We start from the raw sequence: 19514 nt of genomic DNA on the forward strand, positions 1-19514 counted from the left end.
CGGGATGCGCTCGGTAGCAACTGTCCTCTGCCTGGGTATGGCAACTGCATCCGCAAACGCCGCCGCCTTCCTCGACGGCGCCTATGGCAGCAAGGAAGGCTGCATCTACGCCAGAACAGGCGAATCCTCAGGCGCCGACGACTTCTTTCTGCTGAACGACGACGGCATTACCACTTCGGTCTCGACCTGCGACTTCAGGGGCGAAGCCAAAAAGACGGCGACGGGCTTTGAAATCCTAGCAGAATGCGAGGCCGATGGGGAAGCAGGGTCGCTGGACACGGCAACTCTGAACAGATCCAGCAAGGGCTATACGGTGACCTTCCCGGATGGCACGAAATGGGGACCGCTCGCGAAATGCCGGTAAATGAAACTGCATCTTCGGTCGTCTCCGCCAGAAGGCTGGGCCTGACCTTCGAGACCAATGACGGGCCGGTGCATGCACTCTCGGATGTCGATCTGGAGGTAAAGCGTGGTGACTTTGTTTCCTTCATCGGACCGTCCGGCTGCGGCAAGACAACCTTTCTGCGGGTTATCGCCGATCTTGAGAAGGCCACGTCGGGCGAGATCACCGTCAACGGCATGACGCCGGAAGAAGCGCGCAAATCGCGGTCCTACGGTTATGTCTTCCAGGCGCCCGCCCTTTATCCTTGGCGGACAATCGAAAAGAACGTCGCCTTGCCGCTGGAGATCATGGGCTATTCCAAGGCCGATCGGGACGGGCGGATCCAGCGCACGCTCGAGCTCGTCAATCTGTCCGGCTTCGGCAAGAAATATCCCTGGCAGCTTTCGGGCGGCATGCAGCAGCGCGCCTCGATCGCCCGGGCTTTGGCTTTCGATGCCGACCTCCTGCTGATGGACGAGCCTTTCGGCGCACTCGACGAGATCGTCCGCGACCATCTCAACGAACAGCTGCTGAAGCTCTGGGCGCGCACCGAAAAGACCATCTGTTTCGTCACCCATTCCATCCCCGAAGCCGTCTATCTCTCGACCCGCATCGTCGTCATGTCGCCCCGTCCCGGCCGCGTCACGGACATCATCGAATCTACCCTCCCAAGGGAACGCCCGCTCGACATCCGAGAGACGCCGGAATTCCTCGCCATCGCCCACCGGGTCCGCGAAGGACTGAGAGCGGGGCACAGTTATGAGGAGTGAGGCATGAACCCCATCTTCCTCCTCTGGCTGGCCGGGGCTATGGCGGTGTTTCTGTCGGCAGCGACGGCGTCGCGGGCTTATATCACTTCAAACAATATCCTGCTGCTCGTCCTATCGCTGGCGCTTTACTGCGTCGGAAACCTGATGATGGTGAAGTTGATGCGCGAGGGCGGGCTGGGGCTGGCCATCTCGGCCTCGGCCATTGCGCAACTGGTGCTGATCAACGTCATCGCCTTTGCCGTTTTCGGGGAACGCCCGAATACGATGCAACTGGCAGGCGTTGGCTTGGGCGTCATCGCCATGGTGCTGATGCTGCTTCCGCTGGAGGCGAAGAGCTGATGCAGACGGAAAAACTCGTCCAGGACCGCATACTTCCCGTCGCGGTAATCGTGCTGGCCATCGTCGCGATCTGGTATATCGGCGCCCACTTCATGAACGCGCCCTTCCAACGGGATCTCGACCGGCGTGCCAATGTCACGTCGACGGCAGCGGACTTCTTCAAGAAGACCATGTCGCAGCCGAAGCCGATCCTGCCGGCGCCGCATCAGGTGGTGAGCAATGTCTTCGAAAACACGTTTCTGCGCAGCGTCACCAGCAATCGGAGCCTCGTATACCACAGTTGGGTGACACTATCCTCAACCGCTGTGGGCTTCGGCTTCGGAACGCTGCTCGGGATCCTGATCGCGGTCGGCATCGTGCATGTAACGACGCTCGAGCGCAGCCTGATGCCCTGGATCATCGCCTCGCAGACCGTGCCGATTCTGGCGGTGGCGCCAATGGTGATCGTCGTGCTGGGCGCCATCAACATAACCGGCCTGATCCCGAAGGCCTTCATCTCCACCTATCTTTCCTTCTTTCCGGTCGCGGTCGGCATGGTCAAGGGACTGAGGTCGCCGGAACTCATTCAGCTCGACCTGATGCGCACCTACCATGCCAGCACGGCGCAAACCTTCTGGAAGCTGCGTGTGCCGGCTTCGATCCCGTTCCTGTTCACCTCGATGAAAGTGGCGGTCGCCGCAAGCCTGGTCGGGGCGATCGTCGGCGAATTGCCGACAGGTGCCGTGGCCGGTATCGGCTCCAAGCTGCTGGCCGGCTCCTATTACAGTCAAACGATCGACATCTGGGCCGCACTGATCGCCGGATCGGTTCTCGCAGCACTGCTGGTGGCGCTTGTCGGCCTGCTGGGCCGGATCGTCGACCGGTCGATGGGCGGGAGGTCGGCATGAAGCTGATCCGCCGATCCTGGCAGGGTGCTTTGGCGCTTCTTCTCTGCCTTGCCGCCTTGCCCTTGCTGCCGCTGCTCGGCCCCGATGCCGCAACGGCTGCCGGAAACGGTGTCACGGTCCTGATCTTCGCGCTGATCGTGGGTGCAGCCCTCGTCTCCTTTGCAAGGCTCTCGGCCCCGATCCTCGCGGCAATCCTGTTCGTCGGCGTCTATGCGGCCGCCTGGCTGCTGATCGGCTTGCTATCCGGCAACGAGGGGCACGCGACATCGGCCTTCTTCCCGCTGATCGCGGCGAGCTGGCTGATGGCATGGCGCTGCGTATCGGCGCTGTCTGCCGTAGAGACCCGTTCGGCCACGACCGAGGCGCTGTTGCGCCTGCTGATCCCGGCAATCTTCGGCGCCTGGATCCTCATCCTCTGGGAGGCCGTGACCCGCGGCGCCGGCGTGCCCTTCATCCTCCTGCCGCCGCCCTCGGCCATCGGCGAGCGGCTGGCGAGTTCGGTTCCGATCCTCTGGGCGGACGTGCGCCAAACGATCTTCAAGGCCGTGCTCTTCGGCTACATTGTCGGCTGCGCCGCGGGCTTTGTGACCGCCATTCTTGCCGATCGGATCGCCTTCCTTCGCCGCGGCCTGCTGCCGATCGGCAATTTGGCGTCGGCGCTGCCGATTGTCGGCGTGGCGCCGATCATGGTCATGTGGTTCGGCTTCGACTGGCAATCCAAGGCCGCCGTGGTGATCATCATGACCTTCTTCCCCATGCTGGTGAACACGGTGGCCGGCCTGTCCGCCTCGGGCATCATGGAGCGTGACCTGATGCGCTCCTATGCTTCCGACTATTGGCAGACGCTGGTCAAGCTGCGCCTGCCGGCCGCCATGCCCTTCATCTTCAATGCGCTGAAGATCAATTCGACGCTGGCGCTGATCGGCGCCATCGTTGCGGAATTCTTCGGTACGCCGATTGTCGGCATGGGGTTCCGCATCTCGACCGAGATCGGTCGCATGAATGTCGACATGGTCTGGGCCGAAATCGCTGTTGCAGCGCTGGCCGGATCGGTTTTCTATGGGCTTGTGTCGCTCGGCGAAAGGATCACGACATTCTGGCATCCGTCTAACCGAAGCTAGGCGCTGATATCCGGGCCGCAGCCCGGCAATGACAAGAGCTACCAAACAGAGGGAAACGACAATGAAAAAGATGATGATGGCATTCCTGGCAGGCAGCATGGCGATGGCGGCCTCGCAAGCAATGGCGGCCGATCCCGTCACACTGCAGCTGAAATGGGTCGCTCAGGGCCAGTTCGGCGGCTATTACGTGGCTAAGGATAAGGGGTTTTACGAAGACGAAGGTCTTGACGTGACGATCAAGCCGGGCGGGCCTGACATTGCGCCGGAACAGGTGATCGCCGGCGGCGGTGCAGACGTCATCGTCGACTGGATGGGTGGTGCGCTGGTGGCTCGTGAGAAAGGCGTGCCGCTGACCAATATTGCCCAGCCCTACCAGAAGTCGGGGCTCCAGCTGATCTGCCCGAAGGACGGCCCGGTCAAGACGGAAGCCGATTTCAAGGGCCATACGCTCGGCGTCTGGTTCTTCGGCAACGAATATCCTTTCTTCGCCTGGATGAACAAGCTGGGCTTGAAGACCGACGGCGGCAAGGATGGGGTAACGGTTCTCAAGCAGAGTTTTGACGTCCAGCCGCTGATCCAGAAGCAGGCCGACTGCATTTCGGTCATGACCTATAATGAATACTGGCAGGCCATCGACGCGGGCTTCAAGCAGGAAGACCTGATCGTCTTCAACTATACCGCCCTTGGCAACGATCTGCTTGAGGACGGTCTTTATGTGCTCGATACCAAACTCAAGGACCCGAAGTTCAAGGAGAACATGGTCAAGTTCGTGCGCGCCTCGATGAAGGGCTGGAAATATGCGATCGACAACCCAGAAGAGGCGGCCGAAATCGTCATGGACAATGGCGGCCAGGACGAGAACCACCAGAAGCGAATGATGGGTGAAGTGGCCAAGCTGATCGGCGACGGATCGGGCAAGCTGGACATGGCGACCTATGACCGCACGGTGAAGGCTCTGCTCGACCAGAAGATCATCTCGAAGAAGCCGGAAGGCGCCTATACGGCAGACATTACGTCAGCAGCGCTAAAATAACGCGCGTTGGGAGCCGGACCATTCTCGCTCGGATGGCCCGGCTCCGCCACAACCATAACCAAAACTCATTCCTTCCATAACCGCTGCGGATTGATTTCTGGTCTTCCAGCACGTAATACTGCGGCCTGAGGAATCTTTCGCTGCTGGTCTTGCAACTTATTTCTGTGGTTGCCACCTAAGCGTGGGTCTTGTGCGTGGAGGGGCGTGGCGAGGCCTGGGACAATCCCGAAGCGAACAAATCGCCCTCTTCTCGTGTGGAAGTTGCCGTATGTTTCGCAGTCCCCTTCGCCTTGTCCGCTCCACAGCATTGCTTGCTTCTTTGATGACGGCTACCTTCGCATGGGCGCAGGAGCCAGGCCAGCCGGCTACGGCGCAGCCGAAGCTACCTGCCATTGTGGTGACGAAGACGGTCGAAAAGCAGATGACCGACCGCGTGATCGCCACAGGCAGCATCCGCCCGGTGGACGAGATCTACGTGCAACCGCTGGTAGATGGTCTTTCGATAAAGGCCATCAATGTCGATGTCGGCAGCGAAGTGACGGCCGAGAGTATCCTTGCTTCTCTCAACGATGACGCCTTGATCCTTGAAAAAAGCCAGCTTCAGGCCAACAAGGCCAAGGCCGAAGCCGGCGTGGCCCAATACAAGGCGCAGGTCCTGGAAGCCCAGGCCAATCTGGACGATGCGAAGCGCCAGCGCGACCGCACCCAGCGCCTGAGCCAGAGCGGCACGAGCACGGTTTCGCAGCTCGAACAGGCCGTTGCCCAGGTCCAGGTGGCTGAGGCTCGCCTCAATGCCGCCAATCAGGCGGTTGTCGTAGGTCAGTCGGACATTGCGGTTGTCGCCGCTCAGATCAAGGATATCGACCTCAAGCTGACCCGAACCGGCGTCAAGACACCAGTCGATGGCGTGGTTTCTGCGAAGAATGCCAAGATCGGCGCCATCGCCAGCGGCGCGGGCGAGCCCTTGTTCACCGTCATCAAGAATGGCGCGATCGAGCTGGTTGCGGATCTGTCGGAGACGGATATCCAGAAGGTAAAAATAGGCCAACGCGCCAGCGTGACAGTCGCTGGAAGCAGCAAGCCAATCGAGGGCAAGGTGCGGCTTGTTTCGCCAACCGTCGATCCGACAAACCGGCTTGGCCTTGTCAACATCGTCGTCGACGGCGACAGCGGGGCCCGCTCCGGCATGTATGCGAGTGCCGAAATCATTGTCACGGAAACCAATGCGCTTGCTCTGCCATTGTCTGCCGTTACCACAAGCCAGTCCGGATCGAGCGCCCGGCGCGTCGAGGATAATGTCGTCAAGCAGGTCAAGGTCGAAACCGGCATCCAGGATGGCGGCTTCGTCCAGATCGTCAGCGGTCTGCAGGCGGGCGATCTGGTAGTGGCCAAGGCCGGTGCCTTCGTGCGCGACGGTGACAGGATCGCGCCCGTACCCACCGAACCTGCCACTGTTGCGAACTGAGGTCAGCCGATGAACTTCTCCGCGTGGTCCATTCGCAATCCGATCGCACCCTTGCTTGGCTTCGCCTTGCTGCTGTTTGTCGGGATCCAGTCGTTTTATGCCCTGCCGATCACCCGCTTTCCCAATATCGATGTGCCGGTCGTGGCAATCACGGTGGTGCAGAGCGGCGCCTCGCCCGCCGAACTCGAAATGCAGGTGACGAAGGAGGTCGAGGACGCTGTCGCCTCCATCAGCGGCATCGACGAGATCCAGTCAACGGTGACGGATGGACAGTCGCAGACCGTCGTTGTCTTCCGCATCGAAAAGCCGACGCCGGAGGCGGTGCAGGACACCAAGGACGCCATCGACAAGATCCGCAGCGACCTGCCGGCCGGCATCGAGGAGCCGGTGGTCAGCAAGGTGGATGTCGAAGGCCAGGCGATCCAGACATTTGCCGTTTCCTCGCCCAACATGACGCTGGAAGAACTGTCCTGGTTTGTAGACGACACGATCAAGCGGTCGCTCCAAGGCCAGCCGGGCGTTGGGCGGATCGACCGCTATGGCGGCGCGGATCGGGAAGTGCGGGTATCGCTGAATCCCGCCAAGCTAGATGCCTATGGCATTACTGCAGCGGATGTGAACCAGCAATTGCGCGGCACGAATGTGGATCTCGGCTCCGGCCGCGGCCAGGTGGCAGGCAACGAACAAACGATCCGCACCCTCGGCGATGCGCGCGACGTGGCGCAGCTCGCCGATACCACGATCATCCTGTCGAACGGCCGCTTCGTCAAACTGTCGGAGCTCGGCACGATTGCCGATACCTATGAAGAGCCGAAATCCTTTGCGCGCTTCAACGGCACGCCGGCCGTCACTTTCGCCGTTTTCCGCGCCAAGGGCGCCAGCGAAGTCTCGGTAGCCGAAACGGTCGCCACAAGCCTCGACCAGGTACGCAAGGGTAATGCGAATGTCGACATAGCAATGGTCGACGATTCCGTCTACTTCACCTACGGAAATTACGAGGCAGCGCTTCACACCCTGGTGGAAGGTTCGATTCTTGCCGTCATCGTCGTCTTCCTGTTCCTCAGAAACTGGCGGGCAACTTTGATCGCAGCCGTCGCGCTGCCGCTTTCGGCCATTCCGACCTTCTGGATCATGGACATTATGGGGTTCTCGCTGAACCTCGTCAGCTTCCTCGCCCTGACGCTTGCCACCGGTATTCTCGTGGACGATGCGATCGTCGAAATCGAGAACATTGCCCGTCACATCAAGATGGGAAAGACACCCTACCGTGCAGCGCTTGAAGCTGCCGACGAGATCGGCCTCGCGGTTATCGCTACCAGCTTCACGATCATCGCCGTTTTTGTTCCGGTATCCTTCATGCCGGGCATACCGGGCCAGTACTTCATCCAGTTCGGCTTGACCGTCGCCTTTTCCGTCTTCTTCTCGCTCATGGTCGCGCGACTGATCACGCCGCTGATGGCTGCCTACCTGATGGGCGCCGAAGACGGCATGGAAGACCACGAGGACAATGACGGCTGGATCATGAAGGCCTATACCCGGCTCGTGACTGGTACGACCCGCCGCTGGTACTGGCGCTATGCCACGATGTTGGCCGCTATCGCCTTTCTCGCCGCCTCAGTAGTTCTCCTGAGCCAGGTGCCGGGCAGCTTTCTGCCGCCGGAGGACAATTCGCGCGTCGTCCTGTCGGTGGAACTGCCGCCGAACGCAACGCTTGACGAAACTGCGTCGACCACGGAAGCCATCGACAAGGCGGTCCGTGACATCGATGGCGTCGAAAGCGTCTTCATCCTCGGCGGTGCTTCCCCCAAGGGTGATCTGGAGCTGCGCCGCGCAACGGTGCGCGTAATCCTCCAGAATATCGACCACTCGCTGGTCAAGACGCTGGTCAACAAGGGGCTCGGGTCCTTGCCCTTGGTCGGGCAGTTCGTTCCGCACATAAAGGAAAACGGCCGCTCGCGCCCGCAATGGGATGTGGAAAAGGAAATCTTCGAGGCGATACACACCATTCCCGACGTGCGGATATCCAAGGTCAACGATCGGGCTGAGCGCGATCTCGCTTTCAACTTCCTGTCAACGAGCGAAGCCGATCTCAATGATGCCGTAAGCCTGCTCGAATCCAAGCTCCGCGGCTCTGCCGTCCTTGCAAACGTTTCTTCGGAAGGTGCCCTTCCGCGTCCGGAATTGCAGATCCGCCCGCGTCTGGCGGAAGCGTCGCGGCTTGGTATCACGCCGCAGCAGATCGCCGAAACAGTCCGCGTCGTCACCATCGGTGATATTGATGCCAATTTGGCGAAGATCTCGCTCGACGACCGGCAGATCCCGATCCGCGTGCAGGCCTCGCTCGACCTTCGTCGCAATCTGGCATCCATTCGCTCGCTGAAGATCAAAACCGCTGCCGGCTCGACCGTGCCGCTCTACAGCGTCGCCGACGTGGATTATTCCGAAGGCCCGAGCTCGATCAAGCGCAACAACCGCAACCGGGTCGTCGCCATCGGGTCGGACGTGCCGTTCGGCACCGCGCTCGATACGGCAACCGATGAATTCAAGCGGATCGTTGCGGAAACGGAGCTGCCGAAGACGGTCAGTCTGGCGGAAAGCGGCGACGCCAAGGTTCAGGGCGAGATGGTGCAGAGTTTCAGCAACGCCATGCTGCTCGGCCTGCTTCTCGTTCTGGTCGTGCTGATCCTGCTCTTCAAGGACGTCATCCAGCCCTTCACCATCCTCTTTTCGCTGCCGCTGGCTATCGGCGGCGTCGCCGTGGCGCTGATCATCACTCAGAACGCCCTTTCCATGCCGGTGCTGATCGGCATCCTGATGCTGATGGGTATTGTCACCAAGAACGCCATCCTGCTGGTGGATTTCGCCATCGAGATGAAGCGCCACGGCCTGGAGCGGGTTCATGCCATGGTGGAAGCTGGCCGCAAGCGCGCCCGGCCGATCATCATGACCTCGATCGCCATGTCGGCCGGCATGCTGCCATCAGCCTTAGGCGTCGGCGAAGGCGGCTCGTTCCGGGCGCCCATGGCGATTGCCGTCATCGGCGGCATTATCGTGTCGACGGTCCTCTCCCTCCTGGTCGTCCCGGCCTTCTTCCTGATCATGGACGACCTTTCGCGTCTTCTCGGGCGGTTGTTCGGCCGCTTGGTCGGCAAAAAGGATGAAGAGGAGACGGAACTGTCGACCGAGGAACTGGCAAGGCAGGCGCAAAGGAACAGCCAGTCCATCAGCGTGCTAGACGAGCGTCTGTCTCGTATCGAGCGGCAGACGAATGCCAATGACAGCGCTCCGGGTGCGCATATCGGTGGCCGGGTTCTACGACTGCCGCCGACCGCCGCCGACTAATGCCGGACGGCCGGGCGTTCGCCCGGCTTTTTTCTGCGCAGCTTGGAAAAAAAGCGTCGAAATTTGATCGATGTCAAACCCGCCTTCCCACGAGCTGGTATTTTTGAATCATTCGAAAGTGCAGTGGCTTTATACCATGGAAGAGACGGCAGAAATGATGAACAGCAACCTCAAGCTCAACAGCCGGGATCGGGCGGTTCTCATGAAAACGCCGTTCCTGAACGGCTTGGGTTCAAGTTCGCTGGTGGGAATGCTGTCGGCCATGTCCGTGTTGAGCCTGGCGAGCCGCACATCTATATTTCGTGAAGGTGAGAAGCCGGACGCTTTCTACTGCGTGCTGAGCGGCTATGTCCGGCTTTATCGGCTCAGCCATGAGGGGCGGGAAGCCGATATCCAGATTTGCGGTCCCGGTGAAACTTTTGCCGAATGCCTTCTTTATGGGGGTGATCGATATGCTCATCACGCCCAGGCTGCTGAAAACGTCACTTTGGCACGCTTCGACATGCAGGCGGTTCGTGATCTGGCCGATGAGCAGAAGGACGTAGCCAGGGCGGTCATGACCTCCCTGTCGCGACACCTTCTCAATTCCATGGACTGCGTCGCCAATGATCGCCTGTTCACGGCCCCGCAGCGGGTGGCGAACTATATTCTGGCCCGCTGTCCTGTTGACGGCGGTCCGGCGTCGATCCGGCTGCCGTTCCAGAAGAGCCTGCTCGCGGGAATGCTGGGGCTTGCGCCTGAAGCGCTTTCCCGCGCCTTTTCAACGCTTCGCAAGACGGGCGTCACGGTGCGAGGGCGGGCAATCCAGGTTGTCGACGTGGCGGCCCTGCGCGATATTTAAGTTCAAGCGAGGCGTTCCGGATCTGGCGGGATCCAGGCCCTCTTGGAGAGCATGCCGCACCGCAGGCGGGCGGAGTGGCATGTTGAGGGCCGGCAGCTTTCGAGGGAGTTGCCGGCCAAATTCCTTACAGCCCGCCCTCTGTCTTCAGGAAGCGGACCACATGGTCCACGCCATCCCCACGTTTCAGGTCGGTAAAGATATGCGGCTTGGCGTCCCGCATTCGGCTCGCATCCCGGTCCATGACATCGAGATCTGCGCCCACATAGGGCGCCAGGTCTTTCTTGTTGATGATCAACAGGTCGGAGCGGGTAATGCCAGGGCCACCCTTGCGGGGAATTTCCTCGCCCTGGCAGGTCGAGATCACGTAGATGGTAATATCCGCGAGATCCGGTGAAAATGTTGCCGCAAGGTTATCGCCGCCGGATTCGATGAAGACAAGATCGAGATCCGGGAACCGTTGGTTCAGCCCCGCAATGGCCTGCAGGTTAATGGTGGCGTCTTCTCGAATGGCGGTATGGGGGCAGCCGCCCGTCTCGACGCCGACAATGCGGTCGGACGACAGCGCCTGCATCCGCACCAGCGCCTCGGCATCCTCCTTGGTATAGATGTCGTTGGTGACGACGGCGACCGAATAGTCGTCACGCATCGCCTTGCACAGCTTTTCCGTCAAAGCCGTCTTGCCCGACCCGACAGGCCCGCCGATGCCGACGCGCAAGGGTCCGTTCGCCGATTTCATGTTCGTCCTTTCAATCCACATCTAGGCTTAGTTTCCATTCTCAGGAGCGGAAAAGCCGCGAGTACTGCGTTTCATGTCTCAGCGACGCGATCTCCGCCTGCACGGCTGCGCCTCCGAGATCCTCAAGTGTGGTCGTGGAAACCCTCCTGCCGATTTCAGCAAGCAAATCTTCCATGCCAGCAAGAATGGCCACGCCCTCTACCTGCCCGCACGCGCCGAGCCGGATGCTGGCGGAAACAGACTGCGATATTGCGGCATGCAGATAGGCAGCCAGCCCGTCGCTCAGCGGTACCTTATGCGCCGCAGCCACGGCACCGACTGCAACCGGATACGGCACTTCGCCAGGTAACCTGTCCAGAACCGGATGCGGCCAAGCAGTGGCTGCCGCGACAAAGGCCTTGCCGAGCGACAGCGTCTCGGCGAACCGCTCGGCTGACCCGGCCATGGCCAATCCCAGCTCAGCCAGTTCCTTCAGCACCGCCTCGTCATCGTAGTGCCGCCAGACTTCAGCAAACAACACGGCATCGTTCCACAGCGTCCCGCGCTGCAAAAGCGCCGAAAGCCAGGCCTCGACATCCGCCGCATCCTTGACAAGCCGGTCGTGAACCGCCCGCTCCAGGCCGCCCGACCAGGCAAAGCCGCCGATCGGGAAGGCCGGCGATAGCCAGGCCATCAGCCGCAGAAGCGCCTTCGTGTCGAGCGTATCGGGCATGCCTGTCATTGCCGCTCAGTGAGCATGATGATCATGGCCGTGACCGCCGTGCGAATGGTAGGCACCACGGGCCGGCTGGAAACCTTCCTCGATCTCGGTCACGGCAGCACCGAGCCCCTCCAGCATTGCGCGAATGACATGGTCTCGCAGGATCAGAATGCGGCCTCCTTCAATCTGCGCCGAAAGATGCCGGTTGCCCAGGTGCCAAGCAAGTTCGATCAGATGCAGCGTGTCGCGCGCCTTCACCTCGAACAGCTTTTCCGGCGCCGCCTGCACTTCCACCGTATCGCCGTTTTCCAAGACCAGCCGGTCGCCGTGGTGGAACAGAACCGCATCCTTGAGATCGAGCATGACCATGTCGCCGTTGGACAGGTGCAGGAGCTTGCGGCGCAGGTGGCGAAGGTCGTGCGGCAGCGTCACGATATCCACCGGCGGATCGGAAACTTCGCCGGCGGGACGATAGGAACGAACGTGCTGCATGTAGAACTCCGGTCAGTTGAAAAATTTGAGCGAAAGGGTAAGCGTTTGCGGCAGCGCATTCCAGAGGCCGGTGCGCAGTCCGGCAGCGCGCAGTACTGCCGCCGTCCAGGTATTGCAGCCAAGGAAGGCGTTGAAGTAGCCGTTCGCCTCGAAGAATCGGTCATATTGACCGTAGGCCGCGTCCGGCACGACGATGACGCCTCCGTCCTTGCGGGCAAAGCTCGCCAGGATGAAGTCGGTCATATGCTGGAACTCTGCCGGACCTAGCGCCAGGGGCGTAACTGAGGCATGGCCTTCATCTATACCGCCTGCCACGTCCAGATGCATAACTGAATTATCGAGCGTGATGGCGCGAAAGGCCGGCAGCGGCTTGAGGTCCGCCCAGGTTGGCGTTTCAAGATAGAAGGCACGCCCTCCCCAGCCGATGATCAACCATTCCGCAGCGGGTTCGGCGACTGGAACTCCGAATGGAGCCAGGAAGGAAAACGCGGCGCGGGTATCATCGGCCAGCGGAATGGCTATATCCGTGTGAATTGGATTGGACAGGATCAGGATACGCCGCGTTTCCGCCGCCTGTTCCTGGCGCTCGATAAACAGCGGCCGGGGGATAAATGTGCCGGCAGCGGCAATCAGCGCGATGGCGAAGATGACCGCAAGAACTCTTTGGGCGAGTGTTTTCATGCGGCGCTTCTGGTGCGGGAGCCAGTCAAAACAGGAAATAGCGCTGCGCCATCGGCAGCACGGTCGCTGGCTGGCAGGTCAGCAATTCACCATCGGCACGCACTTCATAGGTTTCCGGATCCACCTCCACATGCGGCGTAAGCGAATTGTGGATCATCGATGCCTTCGAAATGCCGCCGCGGGTGTTCCTCACCGGCAGGAGCTTCTTGGCGACGCCAAGCTTGTGCGACAATCCTGCATCCAGCGAGGCCTGGGACACGAAGGTGACGGAGGAATTGGTCCGCAGCTTCCCATAGGCGGCGAACATTGGCCGGTAATGCATCGGCTGCGGGGTCGGGATGGAAGCATTCGGGTCGCCCATCGGGGCAGCGGCAATCGAGCCGCCAAGCAGCACCATTTCCGGCTTCACGCCAAAGAAGGCCGGGCTCCAGAGCACCAAGTCGGCGCGCTTGCCGACTTCGACCGAGCCGATCTCGTGGGAAACGCCATGGGCGATTGCCGGGTTGATTGTGTACTTGGCGATGTAGCGCCTGACGCGGAAATTGTCGTTGTCGCCGGTTTCCTCCTTCAACTGACCGCGCTGGCGCTTCATCTTGTCGGCCGTCTGCCAGGTGCGGATCGCCACTTCGCCGACACGGCCCATGGCCTGGCTGTCGGAAGAGATGATCGAGAAGGCGCCGATATCGTGGAGAATATCTTCCGCCGCGATTGTTTCCTTGCGGATGCGGCTTTCGGCAAAGGCGATGTCTTCCGGGATCGACGGCGACAGGTGGTGGCAGACCATCAGCATGTCGAGATGTTCAGCCAGCGTATTGACCGTATAGGGCCGCGTCGGATTGGTCGATGACGGGATGACGTTCGGATTGCCGCAGATCTTGATGATGTCGGGTGCGTGGCCGCCGCCCGCCCCTTCCGTGTGGAAAGCGTGAATGGTGCGGCCCTTGATGGCGCCGATCGTATCCTCAACGAAACCGCTTTCGTTCAACGTGTCGGTGTGGATCATCACCTGCACGTCATAAGCATCAGCAACCGTGAGGCAGTTGTCGATCGCGGCCGGCGTCGTGCCCCAATCCTCGTGCAGCTTCAGCGACGAAGCGCCGGCGAGGATCATTTCCTCAAGCGGTGCCGGCAGCGAGGCATTGCCCTTGCCGGCCAGCGCCAGGTTCATCGGGAATGCATCGAAGCTTTCGATCATCCGCTCGATATGCCAGGCGCCGGTGCAAGTGGTGGCAAGCGTGCCATGCGCCGGGCCGGAACCGCCGCCGAGCATGCAGGTGACGCCCGACATTAGCGCTTCCTCGATCTGCTGCGGGCAGATGAAGTGGATATGGGCATCCATGCCGCCGGCGGTGAGGATTTTGCCCTCGCCGGCGATCGCCTCGGTGGACGGACCGATAACGATCGTCACGCCCGGCTGGGTATCCGGATTGCCGGCCTTGCCGATCGCATGGATGCGACCGTCCTTGAGGCCGACATCAGCCTTGTAGATGCCGGTATGGTCGATGATCAGTGCATTGGTGATGACCGTGTCGACGGCACCCTCGGCACGCGTCGCCTGGCTCTGTCCCATGCCGTCGCGGATCACCTTGCCGCCGCCGAACTTCACCTCTTCGCCATAGGTGGTGAAATCTTTCTCCACCTCGACGAAGAGCTCGGTATCGGCCAGCCGCACCTTGTCGCCCGTGGTCGGGCCGAACATCGAGGCATAGGCGGCGCGGGACATAGTGTGAGGCATGATCGGTCTACCTTATCGAACTCGGATTGCTGACGGCGAGGCTCAGGGGGATGGCTCGGTTCAGTTGCTCATTGCGTCCGCCTGCTCCTTGATTTCGGTGGTGCGCTTGACGGTGAGGTCGCGCTGGCAGTCGTAGATCAGCTGCGGCTCGATACTGCCGCCATGGCCCTGGAACCCGTAGAATTCACACTGGGCATCCCGATATGCGATCCAGGCCCTTTGCGCCCGGACAAGAGCCGCATCCGCACCTTCCGAGGCGGGAAGGTCCGCATCGGCATCCCAGGTCTTCATGGCCTTGCGAACCCGCTGGTACTGCGTATTGAGCCGTTTGTCAGCCTCGTTAAATTCCTGTTCGGAGCAATAGGTCATCTCGACCTGGGTTTCTGCTTTGCTGCAGTCGACATCCGGCTCCTGCGCGGGCGCCGGGCCGTCGATCAGGAGAACGCATCCGCAGAGGCCCAAGAGCATCAAAGTCTTCATAGTGAACCCATGACCTTCTGCTGAAAACCGTAGACCCTGCGCAAGCCCGAAAGCGGGATCAGCGTGACCGAGCGCGTCTGGCCAGGTTCGAAGCGGACGGCTGTACCCGCCGGGATGTCCAGGCGCATGCCGCGCGCCTTGTCCCGCTCGAACGACAACCCGTTATTGGTCTCGAAGAAATGGTAGTGACTGCCGACCTGTACCGGCCGATCGCCGGTATTCGACACTTCGACCGTGACCGTCGGGGCACCGGCATTCAGCTCGATGTCGCCTGCAGCGGCAATGACTTCACCGGGTATCATATCGTTCTCCTCCCCTATGCCGCCTTGGGCGCACAGCCCTCGGCCTTCAGAACGCGTTTGGTGGATGCCGGATTGTGGACCAGTTTCCCAACCGGCCGCACCGGCCGCCGCTGGAATTCGCCGCCGCAGTTGGGGCAGACACCTGCCAGCGTTCCCGTCACGCAATCGACGCAGAAGGTGCATTCGAACGTGCAGATCATTGCCTCGCGGCTTTCCGGAGGCAGATCCTTGTCGCAGCATTCGCAGTTGGGTCGCAGTTCCAGCATCAAGGCCTCCTTCAGCGGATCGGTTCGTGGACGGTGACGAGCTTCGTCCCGTCCGGGAAAGTCGCCTCGACCTGCACGTCGTGGATCATCTCGGCGATCCCCTCCATAACCTGATCTCGGGTGACGACATGGGCGCCGGCTTCCATCAGGTCGGCGACCGAGCGGCCATCGCGGGCGCCTTCCACCACGTAGTCGCTGATCAAGGCGATCGCCTCCGGATAGTTGAGCTTGACGCCGCGTTCGAGCCGGCGACGGGCAACGATCGCCGCCATGGAGATCAGCAGCTTGTCTTTTTCTCTTGGGCTCAGGTTCATGGGATTCCCGCGGTAAGATCAGATGTTCCAGACTTTCGGCACTGGCGCCCCGTTACGCAATACGGAAATCGCCGGTACCAGGCTTTTTCTCAGATCAAAGCCGCTTGGTGCCACGAGCCTGGCGATGATCTTGCCGTTCCAAAAACTGGCGCCGCCGGCCATGCCTTCCACGCAGGCTCGCAGCCGGGGAAAAAGCACTTCCGCAAGGGGGCCTGAATAGAAAAGAGTGGCGAATGCGACCTGGCCGGATAGGACAGCAGCGGCCTCTGAAAGCCGAGCTATCTCACCTTCGAAACGCATTTCTTCCGCGTGAACCAGCTGGCCGCTGCGACGTACCCGCCAACGATCACGGAAGAAGCCGGTATTGACGGCCTCGCCCATCGCCCTGCGGCCGAGTAGCACGGCCTCGACAGCCAGGAATTCGGAGTTTTCGTGAAGGTCGACGTCAAGCCTGCGCGTGAGGGAAGCCCGGTCGAACAGGATGGTTTCCTGCGGCAGCCAATGGATAGAAGCGTTTGCGCCAACGGTGATCCGGGTGGTGAGGCTCGCCGTATCGGCGGCAGCCTTGTAGATTTTTTCGTTGGCTTGAGTGGTGACGCAGAGGCGAGTGGAATCAGCGGCGGCGACGGACCATTCGATCACGTCGCCGCCCGTCAGTCCCCCTGACGTATTGATGAGTATCGCCTCCATTTCAGGCGAGAATGTTTCCGGAAGGCGTATTTTTGCGCAACCTTCCTGGAAGAATTCGGCGAGTCTCGTGCGCCCGCCGAAGGACTTGGTTACAAGGCGCCCTGCACCCCTTGCCCGCTGCGGCGCATATTGATCGGCTGGCTGCTGGTGCACGAGGTCCCCTGAAGTTCGGCTTGCATGACGCAGTCCGATGCAACGGCCGTGCCAGACTTGCCGGCTGCACCGGCCTTGGCCGGCGCTGCGGTGGCAATGACATCCGTGCTGTCGGCCTTGCGGAAGAAGTCCCACATCCGCGACGCCGGATCAATATTCGTCGCGTCGAAAGCCGGCTTAGCCATGGTCACCGCGGCAACCTTGCTGACGCTGGCGACGCCTTCCTTGGCGGCGGCCATGACCGCTTCCGTTGACGGCGTCGGCTTCGGCCAGTCATGGGTCCCGCTTGAGAACACATAGGATGCAATGCGGGCGCCGTTCTTGCAGGTTGCGTAGAGATTGAATGTGACGCCGTCGACTGTCTTCGGGTCGCCATTGCCCTTGCAGCCGTCCAGCTCGGTCCAGCGCTGGATGGCAGTCTTGAACCCATACTGCCAATAGGCGCTGCCGCCGCCGGCATAGGGATTGGATGCGTCTTTCTCGCCGGCAAAAGCCATGATCGAGATGGGCCGCGCAGGATTGCAGTTTTCCGCATCCGGCGCCCATTTGCCGTCTGCCTCGACGGGCCGGCCGGCGCGCAGCGAATGCACGAATCCTGCAGCGGCGAAATCGTCTCGGCCTGAACATAGATAAGCCGACAGCATGCGGCCGCCGCCCGAATAACCGGATGCGTAGATGCGGGCGGGATCGACGCAGAATTCCTGCTTCACGGTCTCGACCGCCTGCTGAATATAGGCAAGCTCGTCCAGTCCGCCCTGCTGGGCCGTCACGAAAGGCACGTTCCAGGCATAGGTGCCGGGCGCGGCGGGAAATGTCAGGCTACCCCGGAGCGCCACAACCACAAAACCGTTCTTCTCGGCAACCTTGTCCCAGGAGCTTCTGTTCAGCTGCGATTCAGGATTGCTGTGGCTACCATGGAGATCGAAAACGACCGGGACCTTGTCCTGGCCCGTGTAGGAAGCAGGAACGAAAGAGATGGCGGAACGGGCCACGCCGTCTACGCTGATGGTCATCGGGTGACGGCCTGCCTCGACCGGCTGGCCGCATCCTGCTGCAAGAGCACTGCCGGAGGCCATAAGGCTCATGACGGCAAAAAGAGCGGCTCCTACCATCATCTTGCGTGACATCGTCTTGCGAGCAAGAGCCGAACCGGAAAGATTACCGGCAACACGAGCAAAATCCATCAGCGCCTCATCATGGGTGCAGGAGTGTATCAACAATGTGCATTTGCTTGAATGCCGTCTTGTTAGCATAGATCAAGGCGCGATGAAAAGGCCGATTTGCTGCATCGCAGTGCAAACATTCATACGGGAAAACTTGGCGTCAGACAGTAAGATGCCGCCTTGCTTCCGCCGTATCTAGTGTTTCCGCCGGCCCTTCGTGCACAATCTCGCCACGATCCATGATATAGACTTGGTCGGCAAGCTCGCGGCAGAAGTCCAGATATTGTTCGACGAGCAGGATGGCCATGCCCGTCGTATCCCGCAAGTATCGGATCGCGCGGCCGATATCCTTGATGATCGACGGCTGGATGCCTTCCGTTGGCTCGTCGAGAACGAGGATTTTTGGGCGCGTGACCATCGCCCGACCGATTGCCAACTGCTGCTGCTGGCCGCCAGACAGATCGCCGCCACGACGGCTGAGCATGCTCTTCAGGACCGGAAAGAGAGTGAAGATCTCGTCGGGAATGAACTTGTCCTTGCGGGCCAGCGGCGCATAGCCGCTTTGCAGGTTTTCCTGCACCGTCAGCAGCGGGAATATTTCCCGTCCCTGCGGCACATAGCCGATGCCGTGCTTGGCGCGATTATAGGGCGCCAGCCCGTTCAGCACCTCACCCTGGAAGCTGATCGTCCCGGCACTCACCGGATGCTGGCCGGTGACGGCCCGCAGCAGAGAACTCTTGCCGACGCCGTTGCGTCCCAGCACGCAGGTGATGTTGCCCATCTCCGCCTGCAGCGAGACGCCGCGCAGCGCCTGCGCCGCGCCGTAATGAAGATTGACGTGACTGACTGTCAGCATGTTAGCGCCCCAGGTAATTCTCGATCACTTTCGGATCGCTTGACACGAAATCGATCGAGCCTTCGGCGAGCACCGAACCCTCCGCAAGGCATGTCACCTTGACGCCGAGGTCGCGGATGAAACCCATGTCGTGCTCGACGACGACCACGGAGCGGGTCTTGGCAATTTCCTTCAGAAGCACCGCCGTCTCGGTGGTTTCAGCATCGGTCATGCCGGCAACCGGTTCGTCGACCAGCAGCAGCTTCGGCTCCTGGGCGAGCAGCATGCCGATTTCCAGCCACTGTTTTTGGCCGTGACTGAGATTGGCCGCTAGGTCGTTTCTGCGGGCGGTCATCCGGATCGTTTCGAGAATTTCCTCGATACGGGCCTTGTCGTCCGGCGTCAGGCGGTAGAACAGCGTGCCGAACACGCCGCGGTCACGGTTAAGCGCCAGTTCCAGATTGTCCCAGACCGTATGGCTTTCGAACACGGTCGGCTTCTGGAACTTGCGGCCGATGCCGAGCTGGGCGATATCCGCCTCGTCCTTTCTCGTCAGATCGATATCGTCCTCAAAAAGTACAATGCCGCTGTCGGGCCGCGTCTTGCCGGTGATGATGTCCATCATCGTCGTCTTGCCGGCGCCGTTCGGTCCGATAATGGCTCGCAATTCGCCCGGCTCGACGACGAAGGACAGCGAATTGAGCGCCTTGAACCCGTCGAAGGAGACCGACACGTTTTCCAGGTAGAGCAGGCTTTTGGATCGTGTCTCAGCAATCGTGTTCATGGC

Annotated in this window: 22 protein-coding genes; 9 read left to right on the forward strand and 13 right to left on the reverse strand. The window is 60.9% G+C overall.

Features of this window, described 5'->3' with window-relative positions:
• Window positions 1-4 precede the first annotated feature (4 nt).
• The 9 genes from E2F50_RS03325 (at window position 5) to E2F50_RS03365 (ending at window position 10180) form a co-directional block, all read left to right on the forward strand.
• The gene (locus E2F50_RS03325) at window positions 5-364 is read left to right on the forward strand and encodes a hypothetical protein (protein WP_133314621.1); all 360 of its coding nucleotides are present in this window, start codon (window positions 5-7) and stop codon (window positions 362-364) included.
• Window positions 337-1152 (forward strand): ABC transporter ATP-binding protein, encoded by an 816-nt coding sequence (locus E2F50_RS03330; protein ID WP_245515277.1) that lies wholly within the window; start codon window positions 337-339, stop codon window positions 1150-1152. Before E2F50_RS03325 ends, E2F50_RS03330 begins: the two co-directional genes overlap by 28 nt.
• Window positions 1153-1155: 3 nt before the next feature.
• Window positions 1156-1491, forward strand: a complete 336-nt coding sequence (locus E2F50_RS03335; RefSeq protein WP_133314622.1) for a hypothetical protein — start codon at window positions 1156-1158, stop codon at window positions 1489-1491.
• Window positions 1491-2378: an ABC transporter permease gene (locus tag E2F50_RS03340; RefSeq protein ID WP_133314623.1), complete on the forward strand. Its 888-nt coding sequence runs from the start codon at window positions 1491-1493 to the stop codon at window positions 2376-2378. Before E2F50_RS03335 ends, E2F50_RS03340 begins: the two co-directional genes overlap by 1 nt.
• A complete protein-coding gene (locus E2F50_RS03345; RefSeq protein ID WP_133314624.1) occupies window positions 2375-3499 on the forward strand; it encodes an ABC transporter permease in 1125 nt (374 codons plus the stop codon). Before E2F50_RS03340 ends, E2F50_RS03345 begins: the two co-directional genes overlap by 4 nt.
• 61 nt (window positions 3500-3560) lie before the next feature.
• Window positions 3561-4532, forward strand: a complete 972-nt coding sequence (locus E2F50_RS03350) for an ABC transporter substrate-binding protein (protein ID WP_133314625.1) — start codon at window positions 3561-3563, stop codon at window positions 4530-4532.
• A gap of 268 nt (window positions 4533-4800) precedes the next feature.
• Window positions 4801-5997 carry an efflux RND transporter periplasmic adaptor subunit gene (locus tag E2F50_RS03355; RefSeq protein WP_133314626.1) on the forward strand — a complete coding sequence of 399 codons (1197 nt, stop codon included), beginning with the start codon at window positions 4801-4803 and terminating at the stop codon, window positions 5995-5997.
• 9 nt (window positions 5998-6006) lie between these two features.
• Window positions 6007-9339 (forward strand): efflux RND transporter permease subunit, encoded by a 3333-nt coding sequence (locus E2F50_RS03360; protein WP_133314627.1) that lies wholly within the window; start codon window positions 6007-6009, stop codon window positions 9337-9339.
• Between the two features lie 157 nt (window positions 9340-9496).
• Entirely contained in the window at window positions 9497-10180 is a 684-nt protein-coding gene (locus E2F50_RS03365) for a Crp/Fnr family transcriptional regulator (RefSeq protein ID WP_161974033.1), read from the forward strand.
• 124 nt (window positions 10181-10304) lie between these two features.
• Here the strand turns inward: E2F50_RS03365 and ureG are convergent, their stop codons facing one another.
• The 13 genes from ureG to urtD all read right to left on the reverse strand — a co-directional run bounded on the left by ureG (window position 10305) and on the right by urtD (window position 19511).
• Entirely contained in the window at window positions 10305-10916 is a 612-nt protein-coding gene (gene ureG, locus E2F50_RS03370; RefSeq protein WP_133314628.1) for an urease accessory protein UreG, read from the reverse strand.
• Window positions 10917-10956: 40 nt separating this feature from the next.
• Entirely contained in the window at window positions 10957-11628 is a 672-nt protein-coding gene (locus E2F50_RS03375; protein ID WP_133315219.1) for an urease accessory protein UreF, read from the reverse strand.
• Between the two features lie 15 nt (window positions 11629-11643).
• Complete coding sequence (gene ureE / locus E2F50_RS03380) at window positions 11644-12108, reverse strand: urease accessory protein UreE (RefSeq protein WP_133314629.1); 465 nt, start codon at window positions 12106-12108, stop codon at window positions 11644-11646.
• 12 nt (window positions 12109-12120) lie between these two features.
• The gene (locus E2F50_RS03385) at window positions 12121-12789 is read right to left on the reverse strand and encodes a TIGR02117 family protein (protein WP_133314630.1); all 669 of its coding nucleotides are present in this window, start codon (window positions 12787-12789) and stop codon (window positions 12121-12123) included.
• A gap of 25 nt (window positions 12790-12814) precedes the next feature.
• On the reverse strand, window positions 12815-14524 hold the full coding sequence (gene ureC, locus E2F50_RS03390; RefSeq protein WP_133314631.1) for an urease subunit alpha: 1710 nt from the start codon (window positions 14522-14524) through the stop codon (window positions 12815-12817).
• A 60-nt stretch (window positions 14525-14584) separates the two neighbouring features.
• Entirely contained in the window at window positions 14585-14992 is a 408-nt protein-coding gene (locus E2F50_RS03395) for a lysozyme inhibitor LprI family protein (RefSeq protein ID WP_133314632.1), read from the reverse strand.
• A gap of 8 nt (window positions 14993-15000) precedes the next feature.
• Entirely contained in the window at window positions 15001-15306 is a 306-nt protein-coding gene (locus E2F50_RS03400) for an urease subunit beta (protein WP_133314633.1), read from the reverse strand.
• 14 nt (window positions 15307-15320) lie between these two features.
• The gene (locus tag E2F50_RS03405) at window positions 15321-15572 is read right to left on the reverse strand and encodes a DUF1272 domain-containing protein (protein ID WP_133314634.1); all 252 of its coding nucleotides are present in this window, start codon (window positions 15570-15572) and stop codon (window positions 15321-15323) included.
• Between the two features lie 11 nt (window positions 15573-15583).
• Entirely contained in the window at window positions 15584-15886 is a 303-nt protein-coding gene (locus E2F50_RS03410; protein WP_133314635.1) for an urease subunit gamma, read from the reverse strand.
• Between the two features lie 18 nt (window positions 15887-15904).
• Window positions 15905-16729, reverse strand: a complete 825-nt coding sequence (locus tag E2F50_RS03415; RefSeq protein WP_133314636.1) for an urease accessory protein UreD — start codon at window positions 16727-16729, stop codon at window positions 15905-15907.
• Window positions 16666-17913 (reverse strand): CE1 family esterase, encoded by a 1248-nt coding sequence (locus E2F50_RS03420; protein ID WP_161973968.1) that lies wholly within the window; start codon window positions 17911-17913, stop codon window positions 16666-16668. The genes E2F50_RS03415 and E2F50_RS03420 overlap by 64 nt, the downstream gene beginning before the upstream one ends.
• 139 nt (window positions 17914-18052) lie before the next feature.
• Window positions 18053-18748 carry an urea ABC transporter ATP-binding subunit UrtE gene (urtE, locus tag E2F50_RS03425; protein WP_133314638.1) on the reverse strand — a complete coding sequence of 232 codons (696 nt, stop codon included), beginning with the start codon at window positions 18746-18748 and terminating at the stop codon, window positions 18053-18055.
• A 1-nt stretch (window position 18749) separates the two neighbouring features.
• Window positions 18750-19511 carry an urea ABC transporter ATP-binding protein UrtD gene (gene urtD, locus E2F50_RS03430; protein WP_133314639.1) on the reverse strand — a complete coding sequence of 254 codons (762 nt, stop codon included), beginning with the start codon at window positions 19509-19511 and terminating at the stop codon, window positions 18750-18752.
• Between the last annotated feature and the right edge of the window lie 3 nt (window positions 19512-19514).

The sequence above is a fragment of the Rhizobium deserti genome, assembly GCF_004358025.1.
GTDB classification, from domain to species: domain Bacteria; phylum Pseudomonadota; class Alphaproteobacteria; order Rhizobiales; family Rhizobiaceae; genus Neorhizobium; species Neorhizobium deserti.